Annotated in this window: 22 protein-coding genes and 1 pseudogene; 14 read left to right on the top strand and 9 right to left on the bottom strand. The window is 67.9% G+C overall.

The features are described from left to right. Positions 1-324, top strand: a pseudogene (locus P3L18_RS02415) (HNH endonuclease); the annotation flags it as partial. 243 nt (positions 325-567) lie between these two features. Further along, positions 568-2,649: an NAD-dependent DNA ligase LigA gene (gene ligA, locus P3L18_RS02410; RefSeq protein WP_020170767.1), complete on the top strand. Its 2,082-nt coding sequence runs from the start codon at positions 568-570 to the stop codon at positions 2,647-2,649. On the opposite strand, the gene P3L18_RS02405 is transcribed toward ligA, so the two are convergent. Further along, complete coding sequence (locus P3L18_RS02405; RefSeq protein WP_094600765.1) at positions 2,609-3,628, bottom strand: LysR family transcriptional regulator; 1,020 nt, start codon at positions 3,626-3,628, stop codon at positions 2,609-2,611. The genes ligA and P3L18_RS02405 overlap by 41 nt on opposite strands. Before the next feature lie 38 nt (positions 3,629-3,666). Here P3L18_RS02405 and P3L18_RS02400 point away from each other — a divergent pair, with 38 nt between their 5' ends. After that, positions 3,667-4,449, top strand: coding sequence for an SDR family oxidoreductase (locus P3L18_RS02400; RefSeq protein ID WP_014360540.1), 783 nt, complete (start codon positions 3,667-3,669; stop codon positions 4,447-4,449). Between the two features lie 40 nt (positions 4,450-4,489). Continuing rightward, on the top strand, positions 4,490-4,828 hold the full coding sequence (locus P3L18_RS02395) for a nuclear transport factor 2 family protein (protein ID WP_276113127.1): 339 nt from the start codon (positions 4,490-4,492) through the stop codon (positions 4,826-4,828). Between the two features lie 26 nt (positions 4,829-4,854). Here the strand turns inward: P3L18_RS02395 and P3L18_RS02390 are convergent, their stop codons facing one another. Then, a complete protein-coding gene (locus P3L18_RS02390; protein ID WP_014360539.1) occupies positions 4,855-5,364 on the bottom strand; it encodes an O-acetyl-ADP-ribose deacetylase in 510 nt (169 codons plus the stop codon). Between the two features lie 6 nt (positions 5,365-5,370). Continuing rightward, positions 5,371-6,039, bottom strand: a complete 669-nt coding sequence (locus P3L18_RS02385) for a hypothetical protein (protein ID WP_006371000.1) — start codon at positions 6,037-6,039, stop codon at positions 5,371-5,373. A 247-nt stretch (positions 6,040-6,286) separates the two neighbouring features. On the opposite strand from P3L18_RS02385, the gene P3L18_RS02380 reads away from it, so the two are divergent. The 3 genes from P3L18_RS02380 (at position 6,287) to gatA (ending at position 8,857) form a co-directional block, all read left to right on the top strand. Further along, positions 6,287-6,898 (top strand): antibiotic biosynthesis monooxygenase, encoded by a 612-nt coding sequence (locus P3L18_RS02380; protein WP_276113126.1) that lies wholly within the window; start codon positions 6,287-6,289, stop codon positions 6,896-6,898. A gap of 145 nt (positions 6,899-7,043) precedes the next feature. Next, a complete protein-coding gene (gene gatC / locus P3L18_RS02375; protein ID WP_014360537.1) occupies positions 7,044-7,367 on the top strand; it encodes an Asp-tRNA(Asn)/Glu-tRNA(Gln) amidotransferase subunit GatC in 324 nt (107 codons plus the stop codon). Then, positions 7,364-8,857: an Asp-tRNA(Asn)/Glu-tRNA(Gln) amidotransferase subunit GatA gene (gene gatA / locus P3L18_RS02370; RefSeq protein ID WP_014360536.1), complete on the top strand. Its 1,494-nt coding sequence runs from the start codon at positions 7,364-7,366 to the stop codon at positions 8,855-8,857. Before gatC ends, gatA begins: the two co-directional genes overlap by 4 nt. Positions 8,858-8,867: 10 nt before the next feature. Here the strand turns inward: gatA and P3L18_RS02365 are convergent, their stop codons facing one another. Beyond that, positions 8,868-10,085, bottom strand: a complete 1,218-nt coding sequence (locus P3L18_RS02365; protein WP_265076661.1) for an alpha/beta-hydrolase family protein — start codon at positions 10,083-10,085, stop codon at positions 8,868-8,870. Next, positions 10,082-10,708: a hypothetical protein gene (locus tag P3L18_RS02360; protein ID WP_265076660.1), complete on the bottom strand. Its 627-nt coding sequence runs from the start codon at positions 10,706-10,708 to the stop codon at positions 10,082-10,084. Before P3L18_RS02360 ends, P3L18_RS02365 begins: the two co-directional genes overlap by 4 nt. Positions 10,709-10,885: 177 nt before the next feature. On the opposite strand from P3L18_RS02360, the gene P3L18_RS02355 reads away from it, so the two are divergent. The 3 genes from P3L18_RS02355 to P3L18_RS02345 all read left to right on the top strand — a co-directional run bounded on the left by P3L18_RS02355 (position 10,886) and on the right by P3L18_RS02345 (position 14,053). Further along, positions 10,886-12,193, top strand: coding sequence for a histidine kinase (locus P3L18_RS02355; protein WP_276113125.1), 1,308 nt, complete (start codon positions 10,886-10,888; stop codon positions 12,191-12,193). Between the two features lie 10 nt (positions 12,194-12,203). Then, positions 12,204-12,887 (top strand): response regulator transcription factor, encoded by a 684-nt coding sequence (locus P3L18_RS02350; protein ID WP_006371008.1) that lies wholly within the window; start codon positions 12,204-12,206, stop codon positions 12,885-12,887. 131 nt (positions 12,888-13,018) lie between these two features. Beyond that, on the top strand, positions 13,019-14,053 hold the full coding sequence (locus tag P3L18_RS02345; protein ID WP_006371009.1) for a 6-phosphofructokinase: 1,035 nt from the start codon (positions 13,019-13,021) through the stop codon (positions 14,051-14,053). 13 nt (positions 14,054-14,066) lie between these two features. Here P3L18_RS02345 and P3L18_RS02340 read toward each other — a convergent pair whose 3' ends face one another. After that, complete coding sequence (locus P3L18_RS02340; RefSeq protein WP_276113124.1) at positions 14,067-14,294, bottom strand: PspC domain-containing protein; 228 nt, start codon at positions 14,292-14,294, stop codon at positions 14,067-14,069. A gap of 128 nt (positions 14,295-14,422) precedes the next feature. Between P3L18_RS02340 and gatB the strand changes: the two genes are divergently transcribed. Continuing rightward, positions 14,423-15,925 (top strand): Asp-tRNA(Asn)/Glu-tRNA(Gln) amidotransferase subunit GatB, encoded by a 1,503-nt coding sequence (gatB, locus tag P3L18_RS02335; protein WP_026920012.1) that lies wholly within the window; start codon positions 14,423-14,425, stop codon positions 15,923-15,925. Positions 15,926-15,944: 19 nt separating this feature from the next. Here the strand turns inward: gatB and P3L18_RS02330 are convergent, their stop codons facing one another. Next, positions 15,945-17,030 (bottom strand): PQQ-dependent sugar dehydrogenase, encoded by a 1,086-nt coding sequence (locus P3L18_RS02330; RefSeq protein ID WP_346348417.1) that lies wholly within the window; start codon positions 17,028-17,030, stop codon positions 15,945-15,947. Between the two features lie 193 nt (positions 17,031-17,223). Between P3L18_RS02330 and P3L18_RS02325 the strand changes: the two genes are divergently transcribed. Beyond that, positions 17,224-18,558 carry a DoxX family protein gene (locus P3L18_RS02325; RefSeq protein WP_079930279.1) on the top strand — a complete coding sequence of 445 codons (1,335 nt, stop codon included), beginning with the start codon at positions 17,224-17,226 and terminating at the stop codon, positions 18,556-18,558. Between the two features lie 87 nt (positions 18,559-18,645). On the opposite strand, the gene ilvD is transcribed toward P3L18_RS02325, so the two are convergent. After that, positions 18,646-20,490 (bottom strand): dihydroxy-acid dehydratase, encoded by a 1,845-nt coding sequence (gene ilvD / locus P3L18_RS02320; protein WP_276113122.1) that lies wholly within the window; start codon positions 20,488-20,490, stop codon positions 18,646-18,648. 240 nt (positions 20,491-20,730) lie between these two features. Then, positions 20,731-21,237 carry a PH domain-containing protein gene (locus tag P3L18_RS02315; RefSeq protein ID WP_014360527.1) on the bottom strand — a complete coding sequence of 169 codons (507 nt, stop codon included), beginning with the start codon at positions 21,235-21,237 and terminating at the stop codon, positions 20,731-20,733. 368 nt (positions 21,238-21,605) lie between these two features. Here P3L18_RS02315 and P3L18_RS02310 point away from each other — a divergent pair, with 368 nt between their 5' ends. Both P3L18_RS02310 and ilvN read left to right on the top strand, forming a co-directional pair. Next, on the top strand, positions 21,606-23,537 hold the full coding sequence (locus P3L18_RS02310) for an acetolactate synthase large subunit (protein WP_170320224.1): 1,932 nt from the start codon (positions 21,606-21,608) through the stop codon (positions 23,535-23,537). Beyond that, complete coding sequence (ilvN, locus tag P3L18_RS02305) at positions 23,534-24,034, top strand: acetolactate synthase small subunit (RefSeq protein ID WP_006371017.1); 501 nt, start codon at positions 23,534-23,536, stop codon at positions 24,032-24,034. The genes P3L18_RS02310 and ilvN overlap by 4 nt, the downstream gene beginning before the upstream one ends. Positions 24,035-24,052: the final 18 nt, after the last annotated feature.

The following is a 24,052-nucleotide window of genomic DNA, read 5'->3' as shown; positions in this document are numbered from 1 at the left end:
AAAAACACCCCGGTCGGGGCGGCGACACCGAACCCGAAACGCACCAACGCACTCCACGACGTCGGGGCCACCTATGCCGACGCGCTGGCCCGTATCCGCGCGGAGTTGCATCCACCACCCGACCCGACACAGGGTGATGCCGATACCGATCTCGCCACACGCGACGACCGGGACTCGATGCTGCCCACCGACCGAATCCGCCGCACCCGAGTCCCGCTCGGGCACGGATACTACGACCTCGTCGAAATCCTCACCCCCGACCCTGGCCCGAATTCGCCGGTCGACACCCGACTCGCCCACCTACTCGGTGACCGCGGACTCTAGACCCGGGCGTGCTTCCGTTCGGGGGCGGAACCAGCAGCGGCGCAACAGGTCTCGAGGCTCGTCGCTGGCGCTCCTCGGCACCTCGACCAGCGACTAAAAGGGATCCTCCGCCCGGTAAGGAAGCCCCCTCCCGATGGTCAAGGCCTCGACACCCCCGACGGCCGAGACCGGCATCGCACGCTGCGCACATGTTTGCCGGAACGCTCGAGGAGAACTGTCGGGGTGTTTCGATACGCTCGGTGGGTGGCAGAAGCAGATCAGGTGGCAAACGACGGTCCGTCCGCCGACGTGCGAGAACAGTGGTCGACGTTGGCCGAGGAGATCCGTGAACATCAGTTCCGGTACTACGTCAAAGACGCACCGATCATCTCCGACGGCGAGTTCGACCGGCTGTTGCGGCGTCTGCAGGAACTCGAGGAGGCGCATCCGGAGCTGGCCACTGCCGACTCGCCGACCAAGCTCGTCGGCGGAGGTTTCTCCACCGCGTTCACGCCCGTCGACCATCTCGAGCGAATGTTGTCGCTGGACAACGTCTTCGACGCCGACGAGATGCGAGCGTGGGTCGCCCGGGTGGCCGACGAGGTGGGCTCGGGAACCGAGTACCTGTGCGAGCTCAAGATCGACGGGGTCGCGCTGGCGTTGGTGTACCGCGACGGCGTGCTCGATCATGCCACCACCCGCGGTGACGGTCGCACCGGCGAAGACGTCACCCTCAACGCGCGCACCATCACCGATGTCCCGCAACGCCTGACCGCCTCCGACGAGTACCCGATACCGCACGTCCTCGAAGTACGCGGTGAGGTCTTCTTCCGAGTGGAGGACTTCGAGACTCTCAACGCCTCGTTGGTGGCCGACGGTAAGCCGCCGTTCGCGAATCCGCGCAATTCCGCAGCGGGTTCGCTGCGACAGAAGAATCCCCAGATCACCGCGCGACGTCGGCTGCGGATGATCTGCCACGGCATCGGCCACACCGAAGGATGGCGCCCGGCGTCACTGCACGACGCCTACCTCGCGCTCGGTGCCTGGGGGCTGCCGGTGTCCTCGCACACCACCAAACTCGTTGGCGCAGAGGCGATTCTCGACAAGATCGCCTACTGGGGTGAGCACCGCCACGATGTCGAGCACGAGATCGACGGCATCGTCGTCAAAGTCGACGACGTCACGCTGCAACGCCGACTCGGTGCCACCTCGCGCGCACCCCGCTGGGCGATCGCCTACAAGTACCCGCCCGAGGAGGTCACCACCGAACTGCTCGGCATCGAGGTCAATGTCGGACGCACCGGCCGGGTCACCCCGTTCGCGGTGCTCGCGCCGGTGCTCGTCGCCGGTTCCACCGTGTCACGGGCCACCCTGCACAACGGGTCGGAGGTCAAGCGCAAGGGCGTGCTCATCGGCGACACGGTCACCATCCGCAAGGCCGGTGACGTGATCCCCGAGGTCCTCGGTCCCGTCGTCGACCTGCGTGACGGCAGCGAGTACGCCTTCGAGATGCCCGACACATGTCCCGAGTGCGGTTCGGTGCTGCGGCCGGAGAAGGACAGCGACGCCGACATCCGTTGTCCCAACGCGCGGTCGTGCCCGGCGCAGCTGCGTGAGCGACTGTTTCACCTCGCCGGACGCAGTTCCTTCGACATCGAGGCCCTCGGGTACGAGGCGGCCGGCGCGTTGCTGAGTGCCGGGGTGATCACCGATGAGGGCGACCTGTTCTCGCTCAACGCAGATGATCTTGCGAAGACCGCATTGTTCACCACCAAGAAGGGCACGTTGTCGGCGAACGGTACGCGCCTGCTGGCCAATCTCGACAAGGCGAAAGAGGTGCCCCTGTGGCGGGTGCTCGTCGGCCTGTCGATCCGCCACGTCGGCCCGCCCACGGCTCGTGCGCTGGCGACCGAATTCGGCTCCTTGCAGGCGATCGAGGACGCCGACCCGGAACGCCTGGCCGCCGTCGAGGGGGTCGGTCCCACCCTCGCGCAGAGCATTCACGATTGGTTCACCGTCGACTGGCATCGCGAGATCGTCGAGAAGTGGCGTGCTGCAGGCGTTTCCATGGAGGACGAGCGAGACGAGTCGATCGAGCGCACATTGGAGGGCAAGACGATCGTCGTCACCGGGTCATTGCAGGATTTCTCGCGCGACGGCGCCAAGGAAGCGATCCTCGTCCGCGGCGGTAAGGCATCGGGATCGGTGTCGAAGAAGACCGACTTCGTGGTGGTGGGGGATTCGCCCGGCTCCAAGGCCGACAAGGCCGAACAACTCGGGGTACCCATCCTCGACGAGGACGGCTTCAAGCACCTTCTGGAGACAGGCGAGCCGGCGCCGAATTGAGAATCGCGGTCCGGAAATCGGAGACCGTGTGCGGCAGCCACAGTGCCTGGATGGGAGACAGCGGAGGGTCGGTGAACTCCTTGACCATCACCCGGCCGCCGTGCGCCGGGCCTGCAGGCGCGGTCACGAAGGCGCACGCCGTGGTGTCCACGAGCACAGCGGTGGTCGGTGGCGTGCCCTGGACCCGATTGATCCGCAGGATCGGTTCGAACCCCGACCGCCGACAATGCGCGACGAGGAAATCGGTGTAATACGAGTGACGTTCGGGTGCCCAGACGATCACCGGGTGTTCGGCGACGTCGGACATCGAGATCCGATCGAGGGTGGCCAGTGGGTGATCGATCATCACCGCCAGACGGAGTTCCTGATAGCCGATCACGGCTGAGATCAGTTCGGATGGGGTGTCGATGCCGCGGCGCAGGACCAGATCGACCCGGTTCTGCAGCAGATCATCGACGAACTGTGCCGGAAACACCGGTCGGGCGGTCACCGGGATGTCCTCGTGACGCTGGACAGCGGATTCGACGATAGAGAAGACCTCGGCGCCGGAGAGAGCCGGCGAATGTCCGACGACGAAAACCGGTGGACGCTGCTGCGCCACGGCCCGCACCGAGCGGGTGAGATGGCGCGCGCCGGTGAGGATCGCACGTGCATTGCGCAGGAGATCCTCGCCGGCCGGGGTCAGCGTCAGCCCGCGATGCTCCCGATTGAACAGGGATACGCCCAACTCGTTCTCGAGCCGTCGGATGGCGGTCGACAGGGCCTGCTGGGTGACGAAGACCCTGGTCGCCGCGTCCGCGAGGGTATCCGATTCGGCTACCGCGACGAATTGTTCGAGTCGACGAATGTCCGGCAATGGCAGGGAAAACTCCGAAGCGTCGGGCATATACAAATGGTAGTTGATCGAATACCAATACAAATCGATGGTGTTTGTGTATCGCTGCTCGTAGCGTGAATGACCACAGGCGAGAGGCGACATGCCGATCGCGTAGGGACGAGACAACGAAATGGGGGCGCATGACCGGCACCGTCACGCACTCGGCGATCACACATGAGGATATGTCCGGCAAGACCGCCGTCGTTGCGGCCGGCGCCAAGAATCTCGGTGGACTGATCTCGACCGAACTCGCGCGATCCGGCGCCAACGTGGTCGTCCACCATCACGGTGACTCCTCACGTGCAGATGCCGAGCGCACCGTCGCCGAGATCGCGGCGCTGGGCGCCGAGGCGATCACGGTCGCCGGCGATCTCACTCGTCCGGCCGCGGTCACCGCGCTCTTCGACGCCGCCATCGACGCCTTCGGCAGCGTCGATCTGGCGGTCAACACAGTCGGCAAGGTACTGCGGAAACCGCTGGTCGAGGTCACCGAGGCCGAATACGATTCGATGTTCGACATCAATGCCAAGAGCGCCTTCTTCTTCCTCGCCGAAGCCGGTAAACGGTTGTCCGACAACGGATCGGTGGTCACCATCGTCACCTCGCTGCTGGCCGCATTCACCGACGGGTACTCGACCTATGCCGGCAGCAAGAGTCCCGTGGAGCACTTCACCCGCGCGGCGGCAAAGGAATTCGCCGACCGCGGGATCTCGGTCAACAACATTGCGCCCGGGCCCATGGACACCCCGTTCTTCTATCCGCAGGAGACCCCCGAGCGTGTCGAGTTCCACAAGTCGCAGGCCATGGGTGGGCGGCTGACGGAGATCTCCGATATCGCACCGATCGTGAAATTCCTTGCCACCGATGGGCATTGGATCACCGGACAGACTCTGTTCGCCAACGGCGGCTACACCACCCGGTGAGTGCCGATCGAGCCGCAACGAACCCGAGGAGGCGACACCCATGACCGACGCCCCGCCCATCAGCTCCCTACCCGCACCTGTCCGCGCGTCGATCGAGGCAACCAATGCGGGTGATCTCGCCACATTCACACCCGATGGGGCGGTGGATGATTGGGGTCGCACCTTCACCGGTCGGGAGCCGATCGCCGCATGGAGTGACGCCGAGTACATCGGCAAGAACATGACACTCGAGGTGCTCTCGGCCGAGTTCCCCGACGTGCGCACGGTCGTCGTCAAGGCCTCCGTCGGTGGCGACGGGTTCAACGGTCCGTCGACGTTCACCTACCGAATCGACGGTGACGAGGGCGCCGCGGTGACCCTCATGCAGATCCGCGAATAGGGCGGATGCGCGAATGGCGGCCTGGCTCAGCCCAGGGCGGCGTCGAAGGCTCGGTGGGCGATATCGTCGAAAACCACGAATCGCACGGATCGCACCGCCGTCGACGATTCGCGGACGGTCTGCACGGCGATCCGTGCGCCGCCCTCGACGGGCCATCGGTAGATCCCGGTCGAGATGGCTGGGAAGGCCACCGTCTCGGCGCCGAGATCGTCGGCGACACGTAGGGATTCGCGATAACACGAAGCGAGTAGTGGCGAGCGGTCGTCGGAGGTGGAGTACACCGGCCCGACGGTGTGGATGACCCATCGGGCGTCGAGGTCGCCGGCGGTCGTCGCCGCTGCCGCGCCGGTCGGCAATCCGTCGGGATAGGTGCTCGCGCGCAATTCCCGACAGGCGGTGAGAATGGCCGGGCCACCTCTGCGATGAATCGCTCCGTCGACCCCGCCGCCACCGAGGAGCGAGGAGTTGGCGGCGTTGACGATCGCATCCACCGACTCGTCGGTGATGTCGCCGCGTACCACGGTGATCTCGGGCACGGGCGCTCAGGACTCCGCGCGCAACACCGTGGACACGATCCCGGCGAGATAACCGAGTCGCGCGATCTCCGACGGACGGAAGTCCGGTCCGCCGATGCGTCCCAACAGAATTGCCTTCGATCCGTCACCGAGCGGAGCGGCCGCCAACCGGGTGTCCATCTCCTGCCAACCCTCGGGTACCCAGTCGGCTTCGGAGTCGAGCCGGACGGCGCTCTGCAGCGGGAGCCAGTCCACAGTTGTCGCATGCGTCTCGGGCGCACCGGAACTGCCGAACAACTGCAGCACACCACCCGCGGCCCGGGTCAGCACCGTCGCCCACGACACCCGCAGCACGCGAGGCGCATTGTCGACCAGTACCTGCAATCGGTCATCGAGTGCGGTGGCGACCTGATCGACCAACTCCAGCTCGCGATGGGTGTCGAGCACTCCGGAGTACGGGCGGATCGAGTCCACCCGGACGCCCTTGACCTTCTCTGCGGCGGTGATCAGCGTGTCCGGCAGTGAGCCGGGCGCCACCTCGACCACGAGGTCATCGACCGCATAGCCGTCCGCACGTTCGACGACCTCGAGGGACAAGATGTCGGCGCCGACCGAGCCGAGCTGGACGGCGAGCAGACCGAGACTTCCCGGCCGGTCTTGGAGGTACACCCGAAGCAGGTAGGACACGGCCGCCATTGTCGCACCGGCCCAGCGGTGCTGCCGAGGACGGGCCGCCGGTGCCCGGGTGCGGTCGGCGACGATGCCGGTCACGCGAATCCCCGAGCACGGTCATCGGCGATGGCGAATGCGGTGTGGGCGCACGTTCGGCAGCATGCGAGCGACGCGCTCGTGACGATGATCACGCCGGCGATCCTACGCCCGTCTAATCACTTCCCGACGCGGCGACGCTGCACGGTGACCGAACCGACGCCACGATGGAACCGTGGCCGACACCAACGACGACACAGAACCCGGCGACCGGTCCGGCGCGCACGCACCCGACCGTGAGGCGGCGCATGTGACCACATCGGTGGCCCGGCGCATCGAGCCGGGCCGAGAACATGACTTCGTCACGTGGACCGACGCCGGAATCGCGTTGGCGCGAACCTTTCCCGGATTTCTCGGGGGCGGCTGGCTACGGTCGGCAAAACGGCCCGACGAGTACTACGTCGTCTATCGGTTCGCCGACGGGTCGGCGCTCGACGACTGGGACAGGTCTCCGGTTCGCCGGGCATGGCTGACGCGAGGCGAGGGCGTGGCGGTCGAACACGCCACGCATCGACTCTCGGGTATCGAGCGATGGTTCGAACCGCAATCCCATCTGACGCATGCGGTCCGCGTGCTCGGTGCGCCGCCGCCGCGCTGGAAGCAGGCGATCACCATCTGGCTGGGATTCTTCCCGTTGTCGGTGCTGATCAATTATCTGGTGGTTGCCCATCTCGGTGATCTGCCGCTGGTGCTCAAGACGCTGATCGCCACGCTGATCAGCACCCCGGTGATGGTGTACGTGCTGCTGCCGTGGATCACCGCCCGCCTGGCGCGATGGCTGCGCTGACCGTGGCCTAGGCTTGACGGGGTTGCCGGTCGGTAGACCGACCGCAGCGACATCGGGCCCGGCGACGCATCGGGCCCGGCGAGATCCGGCACGGAAGGACACGATCGACATGGCAGGGGACTCAGAGTCCGCGAGCACGGGGTCTGTGGACACCGGATCCGCGGCCACCGGATCTGCGATCACCCGCGACGAGGTTGCGCATCTGGCCCGGCTGTCGCGGCTGGCGCTGAGCGAGGACGAACTCGACGTCTATGCGCAGCAACTCGATTCGATTCTCGCCCATGTCGCGCAGGTGTCGGAGGTGGCCGCCGACGACGTGCCACCGACCGCCCATCCGGCGGCGCTGGCCAATGTGCTGCGTCCCGATGTGGCCGTACCGGGGCTGACCACCGAGCAGGCGCTGTCCGGGGCGCCCGCCGTCGAGCAGGATCGTTTCGCGGTCCCGCAGATCCTGGGGGAGGAACAGTGAGCGCGCCGTCGACCCGTACGTCCACCGAGATCACCGGCCTGACCGCCGCCGAACTGGGCGCCAAGATCGCCGCCCGCGAGGTGTCCTCGGTCGAGGTGACCTCGGCGCATCTCGATCGCATCGCCGAGATCGACAACCAACTGGGCGCATTCCTGCACGTCAGCGGTCCGCAAGCGCTGGTGGCGGCCAAGGCGGCCGACGACGCCATCGCCGCGGGCGAGGCGCGGTCGCCGCTTGCCGGTGTACCGATCGCCCTCAAGGACGTGTTCACCACCACCGATGCGCCGACCACCTGCGGGTCGAAGATCCTCGAAGGCTGGGTGCCCCCGTACGACGCGACCGTCACCGAGCGGCTGCGCTCGGCGGGTCTGCCGATCCTCGGCAAGACCAACATGGACGAGTTCGCGATGGGCAGTTCCACCGAGAACTCCGCCTACCAGGTGACGCGAAATCCCTGGGACGTCACCAGGATTCCCGGCGGCTCGGGCGGCGGTAGTGCTGCGGCACTCGCCTCGTTCCAGGCCCCGCTGGCCATCGGCACCGACACCGGTGGATCGATCCGCCAACCCGCCGCGGTCACCGCCACCGTCGGCGTCAAGCCGACCTACGGCACCGTCTCCCGGTACGGGCTTGTCGCGTGCGCGTCGTCGCTCGACCAGGGTGGGCCGTGTGCGCGCACCGTGCTCGACACCGCGCTGCTCCACGAGATCATCGCCGGTCACGACCCGCGCGACTCCACCTCGATCGACGCCCCGGTCCCGGATGTGGTCGGCGCGGCCAAGGCCGGTGCGGCGGGCGATCTGAGTGGCGTGCGCGTGGGCGTTGTCCGCGAACTCCAGGGGGAGGGCTACCAGTCCGGGGTGCTCGCCTCCTTCGAACAGGCCGTTGCCGAGCTGACCGCGCGCGGGGCGCAGGTCGTCGAGGTGTCGTGCCCGCACTTCACCTACGCGCTCGGCGCGTACTACCTGATCCTGCCCAGCGAGGTGTCGAGCAACCTCGCGCGCTTCGACGCCATGCGCTACGGACTGCGCGTCGGCGACGACGGCCACCACAGCGCCGAAGAGGTCATGGCGCTCACCCGGGAAGCCGGTTTCGGCCCGGAGGTCAAGCGCCGCATCATGATCGGCACCTACGCACTGTCCTCGGGCTACTACGACGCCTACTACGGTCAGGCCCAGAAGGTGCGAACCCTCATCGCCGCCGACTTCGACGCCGCTTTCGAGAAGGTCGACGTCCTGGTCTCACCGACCACCCCGACGACCGCGTTCCGGATCGGCGAGAGGGTCGACGATCCGCTCGCGATGTATCTGTTCGACCTGGCGACGCTCCCGGTGAACCTCGCCGGTGTCGCGGCGATGTCGGTGCCGTCCGGTGTCTCCGCCGACGACGGGCTGCCCGTCGGGTTGCAGATCATGGCTCCGGCACTCGCCGACGACCGGCTTTACCGTGTGGGGGCGGCCTACGAAGCCGCCCGCGGGCCGATCGCGTAACTTCCCGGCATCACGGCAGCGCGCCCTGTTCGGGCCCGTAGCGGTGCCCGGTCCCGGCGGGGCCGTCGAGGGCGCCGAGCAGATCCACCGACGTCTGCACGAACGACACCACCGGCAGCCACGGCGGGGTGTGCATCCGCGCACCCACGATCCGGGTCTGCGCCGGGCGTGTCGGTGGGCGCCACACCGCTGCCGTCGACCATCGGGTGACCGGGTCGGACGAGTTGGCGAACACGATGCGCGACGACCCGCCGCCCCGCGGATCGACGGTGTCGGCGGGGACCCCGGCCAGCACGGTGCCCGCCACCGCACCCGGATGGCGGGTATTGGCCCACTCCCGCGCACGGTCGGCGCCGAGGGCGCCCAGACTCTGTCCGTAGAGGTACACCCGCGGTCGAGCGACACCCGGCGGCAGCGAGTCGCGGGCGTCGAGGACGTGGCGTAACAGGGCCACGGTTGCGGTTGCGGCCGAACCGCGGTCGGAGACGAAGACCCGCCAGGACGAGGCCGATGCGTACGGCAACGACAAGAACTCCACATCGTCGTGCAGACGTGCGCGCATCGCCGTCGTCGCCTGCGGGTCGACCCACCCCGATCCGGTGGGTACCGCGATCACCACCGCGCCGCGGCGCAAACCGCCCTCGCGAACCCACGTGTCGGTGAGAACGGTTGCTGTTCGGTCGATATCGGCAGCCGTGGGTGTGGCATCGATCGATGCGGCAGCCGAGGTCGCGGGCGTGGCGAACAGTACGACCGTGGCGAGTGCTGCGGTTGCCGCCATCGCAGCGCGGCGCCCGAACCATGCGACCGCGACGAACCCCGCACATCCGGCCGCGGCCGTCGCCGCAGGGTATGCGGGCCCCACGCCTGCGATTCCGATATCGCTGCGGAGAATGTTCTGCCACAACGTGTTTGCAATCGACCCGGCCATCAGGACGGCGACCGCGAGAGCGGCAACCGCCCACGAGGTGATGAGGCGTTCGGGCCGTGCCGACCCGAGTGCACGACCCACCGCCGTCATCACCGCCACGCACACGCCGGTCAGGACGGCTGCGGTGACGACATCCCGTGGCAACGAGCCCGGCCACAAGGCGATGAGCGCGCCGATGAGCCCGCCGACCACGGTGAGCGAACCCGGTGGGGAGAGTCGGCCCAGTGCTCGTCGGACCAGCGCTCGTCGGCCCAGTGCTCGTCGGTTCGGTGCGACGGTGTCGACGGCGGAGGTCATCGCGCCACCCCGCTGTGGCCACCGACCTCGGCGATGACCCGAACGGCGGTCGACGCCGCGATCGTCGTCATCGACTCCGACGGTGCCGGCGGGCCGGAGTACTGCCGCCACGTGTTCAGGGCCAGGCCGGCGCGACTGAGCTCGGCGGCAGCCGAACACACGGGATCGTGGCACGCCGCGTGCATCCGCTCGATGAGCATGTGATCGAGGGCCGGTCGGGCCCACGGGCCCAGCGGGCGGCCGGTGCGCTGCGCGTAGCGCAGCAGATCATAGCCGAAATCGTGTGTGCGGCAAGCATTCTCAAACCGCTCGGGTAAGGGGATCGGCGATGAGCAGCCGCCGTCGGGGTTGGCCGGGTAGCCGTTCTCGAGCACTGGTCGATAACCCATGACGGCCGCGAAATCCGTGGGGAGAACACGCTGCACGCTCTCCGGATGGGGGCCGACGAGCACGCGAACCGTCTGCTCCGCGGCGGTGGCGTCGGTCGGGGAGTGATCGAGCACCGCCGATGCCCTTCCGGCGGCCATCACGTGCAACGCCATCACGGTCAGGCCGATCAGAATCCACATCACCGGACGGAAGCCACGTCGCCGCCGTGTTCGTCGAGCATCGTCAGAAGTCATGCCGCTGACGCTAGGAACGATGATCACGTGGGCACATCGCCCGCGCGAGCCGATCGGTGTCGGCTCCGTAGAGGGTGACTGTGGACCGGTCTGGCTCTTGGGTAGCGTGCGGATCCCACTCCGCAGTATGAGGACTTCGACCGATACGCCGCCTAGCGTGGAGGTCGAGGTGATCACATGATGGGACGGATGGTCCGAGCGGCGCGCGATGCGGCCGTGGATGAACTGCGCACGTTGCCGGTTGTTGCGCACCCGGGCGTGCGTGCCTGGGTGCGGTCTCCGGGTAACTGGTTCTTCGTGATCTTCGCGGGGGTGCTGTTCGCGGTGTCGTGGCCGACAATGCCTCTGACACTGGATGTTCCGGCGTACGTCTGGCCGATCCTGGCTGCGGTGGCGGCGTGGCCGGTGGCGATGGCGTGGAGTGCGCCGATGCTGGGCTGGGCGATCTCGGTGATCGGGGCGCAGCTCATCGGGCTGTTCATCCCCGCGGCACCGGGGTGGCCGTGGACGATTCAGGTCACCCACATCATCGCGTTCCTGATCCTGACGTTCATGGCGTATCTGCGCTGCCCGTTGCGGTTGCTCGCGCCGGTGTGGATCTGCGCGTCGCTGGTGATGGCGTTCGCGGCACCGCCGGGCGCGCGGGTCGGCTGGGTGGTCGGACTGACCTTCATGGCCGTCGTCGTGGCCCTGCTGCGCGGGTTGCTCACCTCGCGCAGGCAACTCGCCGTGCGCACCGAGGAGACCAAGGTCGCCGAGTCGACCAGTGCGGTGCTGCAGGAACGTGCCCGGATCGCTCGAGACCTGCACGACGTTGTGGCACATCGCATGTCGATGGTCGTCGTGATGGCCCAGACCGCGCGGTACCGGCTGCCCGACGTCGACGAGGTCTGCGCGGCCGAGTTCGAGGCGATCGCGCAGGCCGCGCGCACCTCACTCGACGAGGTGCGGCAATTGCTCGGCGTCCTGCGGGTGTCGGGAGCCGGCGATGGAGGGGAGGCGGCGCCCGCCCCGAGTCCCGGCCTCGCCGACATCGACGCGCTGATCAGCCAGACCCGCCGGGCCGGCGCGCGAATCGACTTCACCGACGAACTCGACCACCCGGTGTTCGCCGAGTCGTCGGCGCTGGTGATCTATCGCATCGTCCAGGAATGCCTGGCCAACGCGACGCGGCATGCGCCGGGCGGCGACATCGAGGTGCGTCTGACCCCGGTCGTCGGCGAGCCGTACGCGGGTCCCGCCGCACAGGTCAGCGTCGTCAACACCGCCCCGACCGAACCTCCCCTGCACCTGTCCGGGGCCGGGGTGGGTATCGCGGGCATGGGCGACCGGGCGCGGGCGGTGGCCGGATCCCTGACCGCCACACCCACATCCGACGGCGGATTCGCGGTGCGCGCCCACATCCCCGCCTCGGCACGGACTCCGGTGATGTCGTCGCGAGCGGTGTCGCATGGTGCGGTGCCGGAGCTCCCCGCCAACGGGTAACGTTGCGGCCGTGCCGATCACGCTCGTCGTCGCCGATGACCAGGCGATGGTCCGTCAAGGATTCTCGGCCCTGCTCGCCGCTCAACCCGATCTGTCGGTGCTCGGTGACGCCGCCGACGGCATCGAGGCCGTGGAATTGTGTCGCCGGGTCCATCCCGATGTGGTCCTGATGGATGTGCGGATGCCGCGCCGCGACGGGTTGTGGGCGGCCGCACAGATTCTCGGTGCGCGTGGCGCCGACGAGGTGCAACTACCCGCCGACGGCGTCGCAGGCCGCACGAAGGTGCTGATGTTGACCACCTTCGACATCGACGACTATGTGTACGAGGCGTTGCGGATCGGTGCGTCGGGTTTCTTGTTGAAGGACGCCCCCGCCGACGAACTCGTCCGGGCGGTTCGGGTGGTCGCCGCGGGCGAGGCACTGCTGGCGCCGTCGATCACCCGCCGCCTCATCCGTGAGGTCACCGGGCGCCGGGCGCGCCCCCGTTCCGACGCGGCGGTGGAGACGTTGACCCCGCGGGAGCGTGAGGTGCTCGATCTCGTCGCCGATGGCAAATCGAACCAGGAGATCGCCACCGACCTGTTCGTCGCCGAACAGACCGTGAAAACCCATGTGAGCAGCGTCCTGACCAAGTTGTCGTTGCGCGATCGCGCCCAGGCGGTCGTCTTCGCCTACGAGAACGGGCTCAAGTGAGGACCGCGAGCCCGCCGCGCGGGTCCCGACGGCGGGCACGAGGGCGCCGTCGGCACTAGATTGTGTGCAGACGCGGGGTCGCGCGGAATTCCGGCGATCCCGGCTCCAACGGGCAGGAGGCTCACAGCGGTATGGCCAAGAGATTCGGGATTCTCACATCCGGCGGCGACTGCCCCGGACTGAACGCGGTGATCCGCGGCGCAGTACTCAAGGGTGAGACGGTCTACGGCCACGAGTTCGTCGGCTTCCGCGACGGCTGGTACGGCCTCGTCTATGGCGACATCATGGAACTCGACCGCTCGGTGGTGCGTGGCCTGTCCAACCAGGGCGGCACCATCCTCGGCACGAGCCGGTTCGGCCCGTACTCCGAACCCGACGGTGGCCCCGACGCCATCAAGAAGGTTCTCAAGAACCTCGGGATCGACGGTGTCATCGCCATCGGCGGTGAGGGCACCGCATCGGCGGCCAAACGTCTCTACACCGACGGCATCAACATCGTCGGCGTCCCCAAGACGATCGACAACGACATCAACGCCACCGACTACACGTTCGGCTTCGACACCGCGGTCAACATCGCCACCGAGGCGATCGACCGGCTGCGGACCACGGGCAACTCGCACAAACGCTGCATGGTGCTCGAGGTGATGGGACGCCACGCGGGCTGGATCGCCCTGCATTCGGGGATCGCCGGCGGCGCGCACGCGATCCTGATCCCGGAGCAACCCGAGAGCATGAATCAGATCTGCGCGTGGGTGACCAGCGTCAAGAATCGCGGCCGCGCGCCGATGGTCGTCGTCGCCGAGGGCTTCAAGTTGCCCGACATGGGAGAAGCCCACTCCACCAAGGGGCTCGACGGTTTCAACCGTCCGCGCCTCGGCGGTATCGCCGAGGTGCTGGCACCGATGATCGAGGAGCGCACCGGCATCGAGACCCGCGCGACCGTGCTCGGACACATCCAGCGCGGCGGCACGCCCACCTCGTTCGACCGGGTGCTGGCCACTCGCATGGGTATGGCCACCGCCGACCTCGTCGCCGACAAGTACTGGGGTCACATGATCGCGCTGCGCGGCACCGAGATGCACCGGATCACCTTCGACGAGGCGCTGGCCAACCCCAAGACGGTGCCGCTGGACCAGTATCAGGAGATCCGGGTCATCTTCGGCTGAGGTGCGGCCCGGTTCACGCCGGGTCGCGGGGGATCACGATCCACAGCAGCAGATACAGCAGCACCTGCGGACCGGGCAGAAGGATCGAGGCGACGAACGCCGCGCGGACCAGCGTCGCGTCCCATCCATAGCGTGCGGCGATGCCGCCGCACACCCCGCCGAGCCAGGCGTCGCCGCGTGAGCGGGTGAGCCGGCGTGCGGTGGGAACCGGTGTGGTGTGCGGTGTCTGGTGAATGGTCATCGGGCGTCCTTTCGCCGGGGCATCTGACACCTGAAACGCTAGGTGTCTGCGGCGCCGGTGGCATCGGGGACGTCCCTGCTTTCGTCCCCGAGATTTGTCCCGACCCGCGGCCGCATAAACTGGTGGCCATGACTGCCGCAGCTGCCGAATTGATGGACTACGACCAGGTCATCGACGAATTCGATCCGGTGATGGGACTCGAGGTCCACGTCGAACTCGGTACCACGACCAAGATGTTCTGCGGCTGCCCCACAGCGTTCGGGGCCGACCCCAACACCCAGGTCTGCCCGGTGTGCATCGGCCTGCCGGGCTCACTCCCGGTGGTCAACGCCACCGCCATCGAATACGCGATCCGTATCGGTCTCGCACTGAACTGCTCGATTCGTCCCTCGAGCGTGTTCGCCCGCAAGAACTACTTCTATCCCGATCAGCCGAAGAACTACCAGATCAGTCAGTACGACGAGCCGATCGCCTACGAAGGTCACCTCGACGTCGCACTCTCCGATGGCACCACCTGGCGCGTGGAGATCGAGCGCGCACACATGGAGGAGGACACCGGCAAGTCGCTGCACATCGGTGGCGCCGGGCGCATCCACGGGGCCGATCACTCCTTGCTCGACTACAACCGGGCCGGGGTGCCACTCGTGGAGATCGTCACCAAACCCATCGTCGGTGCCGGAGCGCGCGCGCCCGAGGTGGCCCGCGCCTATGTGACCGCGCTTCGGGATCTGCTTAAGTCGCTCGGGGTCTCCGACGTGCGGATGGATCAGGGGTCGCTGCGTTGCGACGCCAACGTGTCCCTGATGCGCAAGGGCGCAAGCGAATTCGGTACCCGTACCGAAACCAAGAACGTCAACTCGCTCAAGAGTGTCGAGACGGCGGTGACCTTCGAGATGCGCAGGCAGGCCGCGGTGCTCACCGCCGGCGGACAGATCGTGCAGGAGACCCGGCACTACCACGAGACCGACGGCACCACCTCGCCCGGACGACGCAAGGAGACCGCCGAGGACTATCGCTACTTCCCCGAGCCCGACCTGCCGCCGGTGCAGCCGGCCGCGGAGTGGATCGAGGAGATCCGCGCGACCCTGCCGGAGTTGCCGTGGGTGCGCCGCGCCCGTATCCAGCAGGAGTGGGGCGTGTCCGACGAGGTCATGCGTGACCTGGTCAACGTCGGGGCGGTCGACCTGATCATCGCAACCGTCGACGCCGGCGCCGCACCGGAAGCCGCACGCGGGTGGTGGGTGTCGTTCCTGGCCCAGCAGGCCAACAGTCGCGGTAGCGACCTCGCCGATCTGCCCATCACCCCCGAGCAGGTCGCCGAGATCATCGGACTCGTCGACGAGGGCAAGCTGACCACCAAACTCGCCCAGCAGGTGGCCGTCGCGGTACTCGACGGCGAAGGCCAACCGGCACAGATCGTCGCCGATCGCGGGCTCGAGGTGGTACGCGACGACTCGGCGTTGCAGAAGGCCATCGACGACGCATTGGCCGCCAACCCCGACATCGTCGAGAAGATCCGCGGGGGCAAGGTGAAAGCGGCCGGCAAGATCGTCGGCGATGTCATGAAAGCTACGCGGGGACAAGCGGATCCGGCGCGCGTTCAGGAGCTCGTGCTGGCCGCCTGCCAGTAGGGGCCAGGGGCGGCTCGACTCAGGTGTTGCTCTCCGACCCCGCCGGCGGGATGAACCGTACGACGCGATCGTCGGTGCTCACCGGCTGCCCGTAGGCGCGGTTCACCGTCGCGAATTGCACGACCCCGTTGTCCAGCGCGGTGATCCGGCCCAGCGCTCCGTAGCGTTTCTCCAGCACGACGGTCGGCGGAGTGATGGTCGGGCGCTGCCTGGTGGGTTCGTTGATCGCTTCGATGCGCTGGGTCCGCGTCTCGGTGACGAAGATCTGTCCGCCGGTCGCGGCGCAGCCGGCGATCTGCGGTTTGTCGGGCCAGGTCCACAGCACCGTCGTCGCCCCCGACTCCTCGACCGATTGCAGGCGGTCCTCGGTCGGACCCTGATCCGTCATGTACAGACCACCGGAGGCGCTGGGACACAACGCGACATTCGCGCCGAGTCCGGAGGCCAGGATCTTCGGCCGGGTGGTCGACCCGGAGGATAGGTCGGTGACCGCGAGGAGTTTGCCGGCGAGCGATCCGGGATCGCCGGCGGCCGCGGGGTTGCCGGCGTTTCCGGTCGCCACCAGCAACTCCGAGGGCGAGGCGAACAGCAGCGCGCCCATGTTTCCGGTGGCGCCCTTGGGGATTCCGGTCAGAATCGGTTTGGCGACGTCACCGGGGGCGAGGCGTACCACCCGATTATCGGTGGGCGTGGTGATCAACGCGTAGATCAGCTGATCCTGCTGATAGGTCGGGGAGAAGGCGAAGTCGATCAACCCTCCGTCACCCGATCCGTCCACGTCGAAGGACGCCACGACCCGTTGTGGCCCATACCTTTTGGTGGTGATGATCTTGCCGGTCGTGCGTTCGGCGACGACGGTGACCGCGCCCTCGTCGTCGCCCGCGCGCACGCCGCCGGTGGAGGCGAGGCACGTCGCGATCACGGCGGGATCGGGATCGACGCAGGGTCCCGGCGGGGGAGGGCTCTCCTGTCCCGGGTTGTCCGGTGTCGACTGCGGAGGCTGGGTCGACTGCACTTCGAACGACTCGTTGTTCGGGCTGAACGGACCAGCGGCCTGATCACGATCCTGCTGCGAGAAATCCGCACAGGCGGCGACGGTCAGCATCACTGCGAGGACACCGATCAGCACGGTCACCCGGTGGCGACACGCGACGAGCGTCCGACGACGCCGACCGGGCCCGGCCCCTCGTCGCTGCATTCGCCGCCCCTCTCGCATGCCCACCACAGTAGGCGATTGCGATGCGCCGACCGCGCGGCGATCGGCCGCCCGAGGGTCGGAAACCTCTAGCATCGGCCATGTGACCGATCGCGAACATCCCGACGCGCCGGACAAGACGTTCCAGCCACCGAGCCCCTACGACGAACCGACGGGAGCGTTTCGCCGACCCGAGGGCGCCAGACCCGAGAGCGCCACACCCGAGATCAGCGACGCCGACCGCGACGCCTTCTATGAGCGGCACCATCGTCGACCCGGACGGTTGTCGCGGGTGGATTCGCTCGACGACCTCGACCCGGGTGAGGTGGAGACCCGGCCGATCGGCATACCGCAGCAGCGCCCACCGCGCCGCAATCCCGTGCCGATCCCACCCGTGATGGCTGAAAACCCGGGGGCTGCAGCGGACGCGGAGACGGCGGCCATCGAGAAGCCGACCGGCGCGACATCGACTGGTGCGACATCGACCCAGCCGGAGCCGGCGACCGAGAAACTTCCCGCGACACCGATCCCGTCGGTGGAGGAGACGTTCCCCGAGCTGTCGCGCAAACGCGCGCAGCCGGCGGAGACGCCCACCCGAGCACTCCTGCACGGTGAGGAGCCGTTGCCGACCACCCGGGCGCTGGGTGAGCAAGAGCCGGCCGGCGACGATCTCGACGGCGACGTCGCGGGTACCGACGATGATGCGCGGGCCGGTACCGATCGCGACGATCAGCCCGAGACCGGCCGCCGGCGCCGGGGTCTGTTCGGCCGGCGCGCCGCCGACCTCGATGCCGCCGACCTCGATGCTGCCGACGCCGACCATGCCGACGATGCACCCACCGTCGAGGCCGCCCGTGCCGAACCGATCACCGTGACGGCCCCGCGCGGCACCCTCGATCTGGGCCTGCTGCTGCTGCGGGTGGCCATCGGCATCGTCGCCGTCGCGCATGGTCTGCAAAAGCTGTTCGGGCTCTGGGGTGGTCCGGGATTGTCGGGGTATCAGGAGATGCTCGCCAACAATCCCAACCCGACGATCGGGTTCCACTCCGACGTCACCCGGCCGCTGGCGATCGTCGGCGCGCTGGCCGAGACCATCGGCGGCGCGATGGTCGTCCTGGGCCTGTTCACCCCGATCGGAGCGTGTGCGATCGTCTCGGTGATGCTCCTGGCCGCGGCCTACAAGACGACGCTGGCCGGTGGATTCGCCTTCTTCGCCGCAGCCGGTGGCATCGAGTACGAGCTCGTCCTCGCGGTGGCGGCCGCCGCCCTGGTGCTGACCGGTCCGGGGCTCTACGCCTTCGACGCCTCCCGAGGCTGGGCGCGTCGGCCGTTCCTCGGGTCCGTCGCCTGGCTGATCGTGGGCATCGCCGCCGCGGTCGCGGTGTGGATGCTGTTCAACGGGACCAACCCGCTCAACTCCGCCGGCAACCCGCGGTAGCGCGAACGACACGTTCGTCCCCGAGCAGTCGGTTCTTCCCCGGGAAATCTCCCGAGGAAGAACCAAATGCTTCGGGAAGAACTGGATTCAGTCGACCTGACGGACCGCGCCCTTGTCGGCCGAGGTGGCCAGCTTGGCGTAGGCGCGCAACGCCGTGGTCACCGTGCGCTGCCGGTCCTTGGGCTGCCACGGCCGTTCGGAGGCCTCCATCTTGGCGCGGCGCTCCGCGAGCACCTCGTCGTCGACGAGAACGGCGAGCTGTCGCGTCTTGACGTCGATGACGATCGGGTCGCCGTCCTCGATGAGCCCGATGACGCCGCCGGCGGCCGCCTCCGGGGAGATGTGACCGACCGACAGACCCGACGAGCCGCCGGAGAACCGGCCGTCGGTGATCAGGCCGCACTTCTTGCCCATCCCGGTGCCCTTCATGAAGGCCGTCGGGTGCAGCATCTCCTGCATGCCCGGCCCGCCGGACGGCCCTTCGTAGCGGACGACGAGCACCTCGCCGGCCTGCAGCGTCTTGGACAGGATGACCTGCACGGCCTCCTCCTGGGATTCCACGACGCGCGCCGGGCCCTCGAAGTGCCACAGATCGTCGTCGATCCCCGCGGTTTTGAGGACGGCACCGTCCTGCGCGAGGTTGCCGCGCAGCACACAGAGCCCACCCTCGACGGTGTAGGCGTGGTCCTTGTCGCGGATGCAGCCGCCGTGGGCGTCGGTGTCGAGCTCGTCCCACCGGTTGGCGGTCGAGAACGGGGTGGTGGTACGCACCCCGCCCGGCGCGGCATGGAACAGTTCGATGGCCTCGTCGGTCGCCTTGCCGCCGCGGATGTCCCAGTCGTCGAGGAACGCCGCGATACTCGGGGAGTGCACGGTCGGCGCCGAGTCGTCGATCAGCCCGGCACGACGCAGTTCGCCGAGGATGGCCGGGATGCCACCGGCCCGGTGCACGTCTTCCATGTGATAGTCCGAATTGGGCGCGACCTTCGACAGGCAGGGCACCCCGCGGCTGATCTCGTCGATGACAGACAGATCGAAATCGGCGACCTCACCCTCCTGCGCGGCGGCGAGGATGTGCAGCACGGTGTTCGTCGACCCGCCCATGGCGACGTCGAGGGCCATGGCGTTGCGGAAGGCGGTCGGGCCCGCGATGTTGCGGGGCAGCACCGAGGCATCGTCGTCGCGGTACCACTTCTGGGCGGCCTCGACGACGACTCGACCGGCTCGGGAGAACAGCGCCCGACGGGCCTCGTGGGTGGCCAGGGTCGAACCGTTGCCCGGCAGGGCCAGACCCAGCGCCTCGGTGAGGCAGTTCATCGAGTTGGCGGTGAACATGCCCGAGCACGACCCGCAGGTCGGGCACGCCGAGCGCTCGACCTCGCCGAGCCCGGCCTCGTCGACGTCGCTGTTGGCCGACGCCGAGATGGCGGTGATGAGGTCGGTGGGCGCATGCGCGACGCCGTCGACGACGACGGCCTTGCCCGCCTCCATCGGTCCACCGGAGACGAAGACCGTCGGGATGTTCAGGCGCATCGCGGCATTGAGCATGCCCGGGGTGATCTTGTCGCAGTTGGAGATACACACCAGGGCGTCGGCGGTGTGGGCGTTGACCATGTATTCGACGCTGTCGGCGATGATCTCGCGGCTCGGCAGCGAGTAGAGCATGCCGCCGTGGCCCATCGCGATCCCGTCGTCGACGGCGATCGTGTGGAACTCGCGGGGCACCCCGCCGGCGGCGCGTACGGCCTCGGCCACGATCTCACCCACGTCCTTGAGATGAACGTGCCCGGGGACGAACTGCGTGTAGGAGTTGGCGATCGCGACGATCGGCTTGCCGAAGTCGTCGTCGGTCATTCCGGTGGCGCGCCACAGGGAGCGGGCGCCGGCGGCTTCGCGTCCGACGGTGGTGGTTCGGGACCGCAAGGGTGGCATGGGGTTTCCTCGATCGGGTTCGCTTGGGCGCCCGCATTGCGGACGCACACGGCACTGACGTGGGGTCAGCGCGCGAACCGCTCGAGGGTGTTCGCGAGCGGGTCCGACTCAGGAGGTGGTGGTGGGCTTGTTTCCTCGCCGCCGGCGCTGACCGCGACCGTCGACACGATGGCGTGGACGATCAGCCGCGTCCACGGTACTCCTCGCTGACGTGCGCGAACAAAACAGTTCCCGCTCGCCTCAGCGTGCGTCGCGGGCGGCGGCGAAGGGGTCGGGAATCCGGCCGGCGCTGGCCGCCGAGAGTCGCGGCATGTCCTGGAAGGTGATGGCGGGCAGGCGGACACGATCGCCGTCGGTGAGCACCGCCCGCACCGGGCCCCACCGGCTGAACTGCAGGCCCTCGATGTCGGGCCAGGCGACCTCCCTGGAACCGAAGGTGCCGACCGCGCGCAGCCCGTCCTCGGTCACCACGGTCTTGATGCGCCAGATCCACACCGCGAGCAGGACCGGGACCGCGAAGGTCCAGCCGAACCACGCGAGGCTGGTGCCGGCCAGGATCAGCACCACCAGGAAGGTCGCGGGCACGGCGAAATAGGCGAGCTTGCTGACCTTGAACTCCTGCGGCAACGCGACGGCGTCGGACGTCTGCTCCGACGATGTTGCCGTGGTCGACTCCGCCGGGGTCGACCGTGCCGAATCGGACGAGGACGGGGTGGACGACCGAGCGCCGGAGGAAGAACGAGTCACGATCCCATTGTGGCATCCGGGCGTCGGTGCTCTTGACGTGCGGGGGTGCCGAGGACCAGTGATTTCCCAGGATCTGGGACGCGGGGGAGACGAGTTTGACTCTGCACTATCTGCAGTCCTACCGTGATTGACGTGATGCACAACGAGCTTCTCGTAGTAATCGGCCGGCGCGTCGTCGCCTGACCGGTCACTTCATCGACCTCCAAGCATCGACGCGCCACCCTCGAACAGCAACCGCTGTCGGGGGTTTTTTGTTGCCCACCCCCATTGACCCCGAATCCCCGGTTGAGCGGTAGTACAGACCAGTACGGCAGTCCACCTGCGACTGAGAACGACGACCGTCGACCATGAACACGAAGGACCGTGCAGTGAGCGCACCAACAGCACGTACGGACACGACCACTCCGGGCGCCGGGTCGCGTCAGGAATCGCCGGCGGCGGGCAGCCTCCGCGCGGTACGGCAGAACACCGTCGCCCCCGAGCGCGTCAGCGGCGCGCAGTCGGTGGTCCGTTCGCTGGAAGAACTCGGTGTCGAGGTGGTCTTCGGTATTCCCGGCGGTGCGGTGCTCCCGGTGTACGACCCGCTGCTCGATTCGCGCAAGGTCCGCCACGTGCTCGTCCGTCACGAGCAGGGGGCGGGACACGCGGCCACCGGTTATGCACAGGTCACCGGCCGCGCCGGGGTGATGATGGCGACGTCGGGTCCCGGCGCCACCAACCTCGTCACCCCGCTCGCCGACGCGCAGATGGACTCGGTGCCCGTCGTCGCGATCACCGGCCAGGTCGGTCGCGCGCTCATCGGCACCGACGCCTTCCAGGAGGCCGACATCTCCGGTATCACCATGCCGGTCACCAAGCACAACTTCTTGGTGTACAACGCGATCGACATCCCGCGGGTCATCGCCGAGGCCTTCCACATCGCCGAGAGCGGTCGTCCCGGTGCGGTGCTGGTCGACATCCCCAAGGACATCCTGCAGGCCCAAACGACCTTCTCGTGGCCGCCGCAGATCGACCTGCCCGGCTACCGGCCGGTGACCAAGCCGCACGGCAAGCAGGTGCGGGAGGCGGCGCGGATGATCAACGCCGCCAAGAACCCGGTGCTCTACGTCGGCGGCGGGGTCATCAAGGCCAACGCCTCGGCGGAGTTGCTCGAACTCGCCGAGCTCACCGGCATCCCCGTCGTCACCACCCTGATGGCGCGCGGCGCGTTCCCCGACTCGCATCCGCAGCACCTGGGCATGCCGGGGATGCACGGCACCGTCGCGGCCGTCGCCGCGTTGCAGCGCAGCGACCTGCTGATCACGCTCGGCGCCCGCTTCGATGACCGGGTGACCGGCCAGCTTTCGTCATTCGCCCAGGGCGCCAAGGTCATTCACGCCGACATCGACCCGGCGGAGATCGGCAAGAACCGCCACGCGGACGTGCCGATCGTCGGCGACTGCAAAGCGGTCATCCTCGATCTGCTCGACACACTGCGTGCCGAACGGGCCACCACCGGCACCACGCCGGAGCTCGAGGAGTGGTGGGACTACCTCGACGGCATCCGCCGTACCTATCCGCTGAGTTATGACCGTCCCGCCGACGGCTCGATGTCGCCGGAGTTCGTGATCTCCCAGATCGGCAAGCTCGCCGGCCCCGACGCCGTGTACTGCGCAGGCGTCGGTCAGCACCAGATGTGGGCGGCGCAGTTCATCTCCTACGAGAAGCCGCGGACCTGGCTCAACTCCGGCGGACTCGGCACGATGGGGTACGCGGTGCCCGCCGCGATGGGTGCCAAGATGGCAGCGCCCGACACCGAGGTGTGGGCCATCGACGGCGACGGCTGCTTCCAGATGACCAATCAGGAGCTGGCCACGTGTGCGATCGAGGGCATCCCGATCAAGGTTGCCCTGATCAACAACGGCAACCTCGGCATGGTGCGGCAGTGGCAGACCCTCTTCTACGAGGAGCGCTACTCCAACACCGACCTGGCGACCCACTCGATGCGCATCCCCGACTTCGTCAAGTTGGCCGAGGCGCTGGGCTGTGCGGCGTTCCGGGTGGAGAACGAGGCAGAGGTCGACGAGGTCATCGCCAAGGCCCGCGAGATCAACGACCGTCCGGTCGTCATCGACTTCATCGTCGGTGCCGACGCACAGGTGTGGCCGATGGTCGCCGCCGGAACCGGCAATGACGAGATCATGGCGGCCCGCGACATCCGGCCGCTGTTCGACGACGATGCGTCGGCCTCCGATCCCGCCGACATCCACGAAGTGGTCAATCAGAGCACCAATCTCGGCCAGGAGGGCGAGCAGAAGTGAGTACCCATACCCTCAGCGTCCTCGTCGAGGACCGTCCGGGCGTCCTGGCCCGCGTGTCGGGATTGTTCTCCCGGCGCGGATTCAACATCGAGTCTCTCGCCGTGGGGCCCACCGAGCTCAAGGGTGTCTCGCGGATGACGATCATGGTCTCCGTCGAGGACTTCCCGCTCGAGCAGGTCACCAAGCAGCTCAACAAGCTGATCAACGTGATCAAGATCGTCGAGCAGGACCCGTCTAGCTCGGTCTCACGTGAGCTGATGATGGTCAAGGTGCGCGCCGACTCCACGGTGCGCTCGGAGGTCATCGAGGTCGTGAATCTGTTCCGCGCCAAGGTGATCGACGTCTCCCCGGAGTCGCTGACCGTGGAGGCGACCGGCACCGCCGAGAAACTCGAGGCGCTGCTGCGGATGCTCGATCCGTACGGCATCCGGGAGATCGCGCAATCCGGCGCGGTCACCCTGGGACGCGGCCCGAAGAGCATGTCGGCCAACCGCTGACGCACGCAAGTCACAACG

Origin of the sequence: Gordonia sp. N1V (genome assembly GCF_029269935.1) — a bacterium.
Taxonomy (GTDB): Bacteria; Actinomycetota; Actinomycetes; order Mycobacteriales; family Mycobacteriaceae; genus Gordonia; species Gordonia polyisoprenivorans.
Note: the sequence above shows the minus strand (reverse complement) of the source record. Positions and strands in the feature narration are given on the sequence as shown.

What these genes read in the sequence shown, in the direction of transcription:
- P3L18_RS02405 (WP_094600765.1), bottom strand. Translation starts at nt 3,628, where the DNA reads ATGTCGCCTCTCGCCTGTGGTCATTCACGCTACGAGCAGCGATACACA.
- P3L18_RS02400 (WP_014360540.1), top strand. Translation starts at nt 3,667, where the DNA reads ATGACCGGCACCGTCACGCACTCGGCGATCACACATGAGGATATGTCC.
- P3L18_RS02395 (WP_276113127.1), top strand. Translation starts at nt 4,490, where the DNA reads ATGACCGACGCCCCGCCCATCAGCTCCCTACCCGCACCTGTCCGCGCG.
- P3L18_RS02385 (WP_006371000.1), bottom strand. Translation starts at nt 6,039, where the DNA reads ATGGCGGCCGTGTCCTACCTGCTTCGGGTGTACCTCCAAGACCGGCCG.
- P3L18_RS02365 (WP_265076661.1), bottom strand. Translation starts at nt 10,085, where the DNA reads ATGACCTCCGCCGTCGACACCGTCGCACCGAACCGACGAGCACTGGGC.
- P3L18_RS02360 (WP_265076660.1), bottom strand. Translation starts at nt 10,708, where the DNA reads ATGACTTCTGACGATGCTCGACGAACACGGCGGCGACGTGGCTTCCGT.
- P3L18_RS02355 (WP_276113125.1), top strand. Translation starts at nt 10,886, where the DNA reads ATGATGGGACGGATGGTCCGAGCGGCGCGCGATGCGGCCGTGGATGAA.
- P3L18_RS02345 (WP_006371009.1), top strand. Translation starts at nt 13,019, where the DNA reads ATGGCCAAGAGATTCGGGATTCTCACATCCGGCGGCGACTGCCCCGGA.
- P3L18_RS02340 (WP_276113124.1), bottom strand. Translation starts at nt 14,294, where the DNA reads ATGACCATTCACCAGACACCGCACACCACACCGGTTCCCACCGCACGC.
- gatB (WP_026920012.1), top strand. Translation starts at nt 14,423, where the DNA reads ATGACTGCCGCAGCTGCCGAATTGATGGACTACGACCAGGTCATCGAC.
- P3L18_RS02330 (WP_346348417.1), bottom strand. Translation starts at nt 17,030, where the DNA reads ATGCTGACCGTCGCCGCCTGTGCGGATTTCTCGCAGCAGGATCGTGAT.
- ilvD (WP_276113122.1), bottom strand. Translation starts at nt 20,490, where the DNA reads ATGCCACCCTTGCGGTCCCGAACCACCACCGTCGGACGCGAAGCCGCC.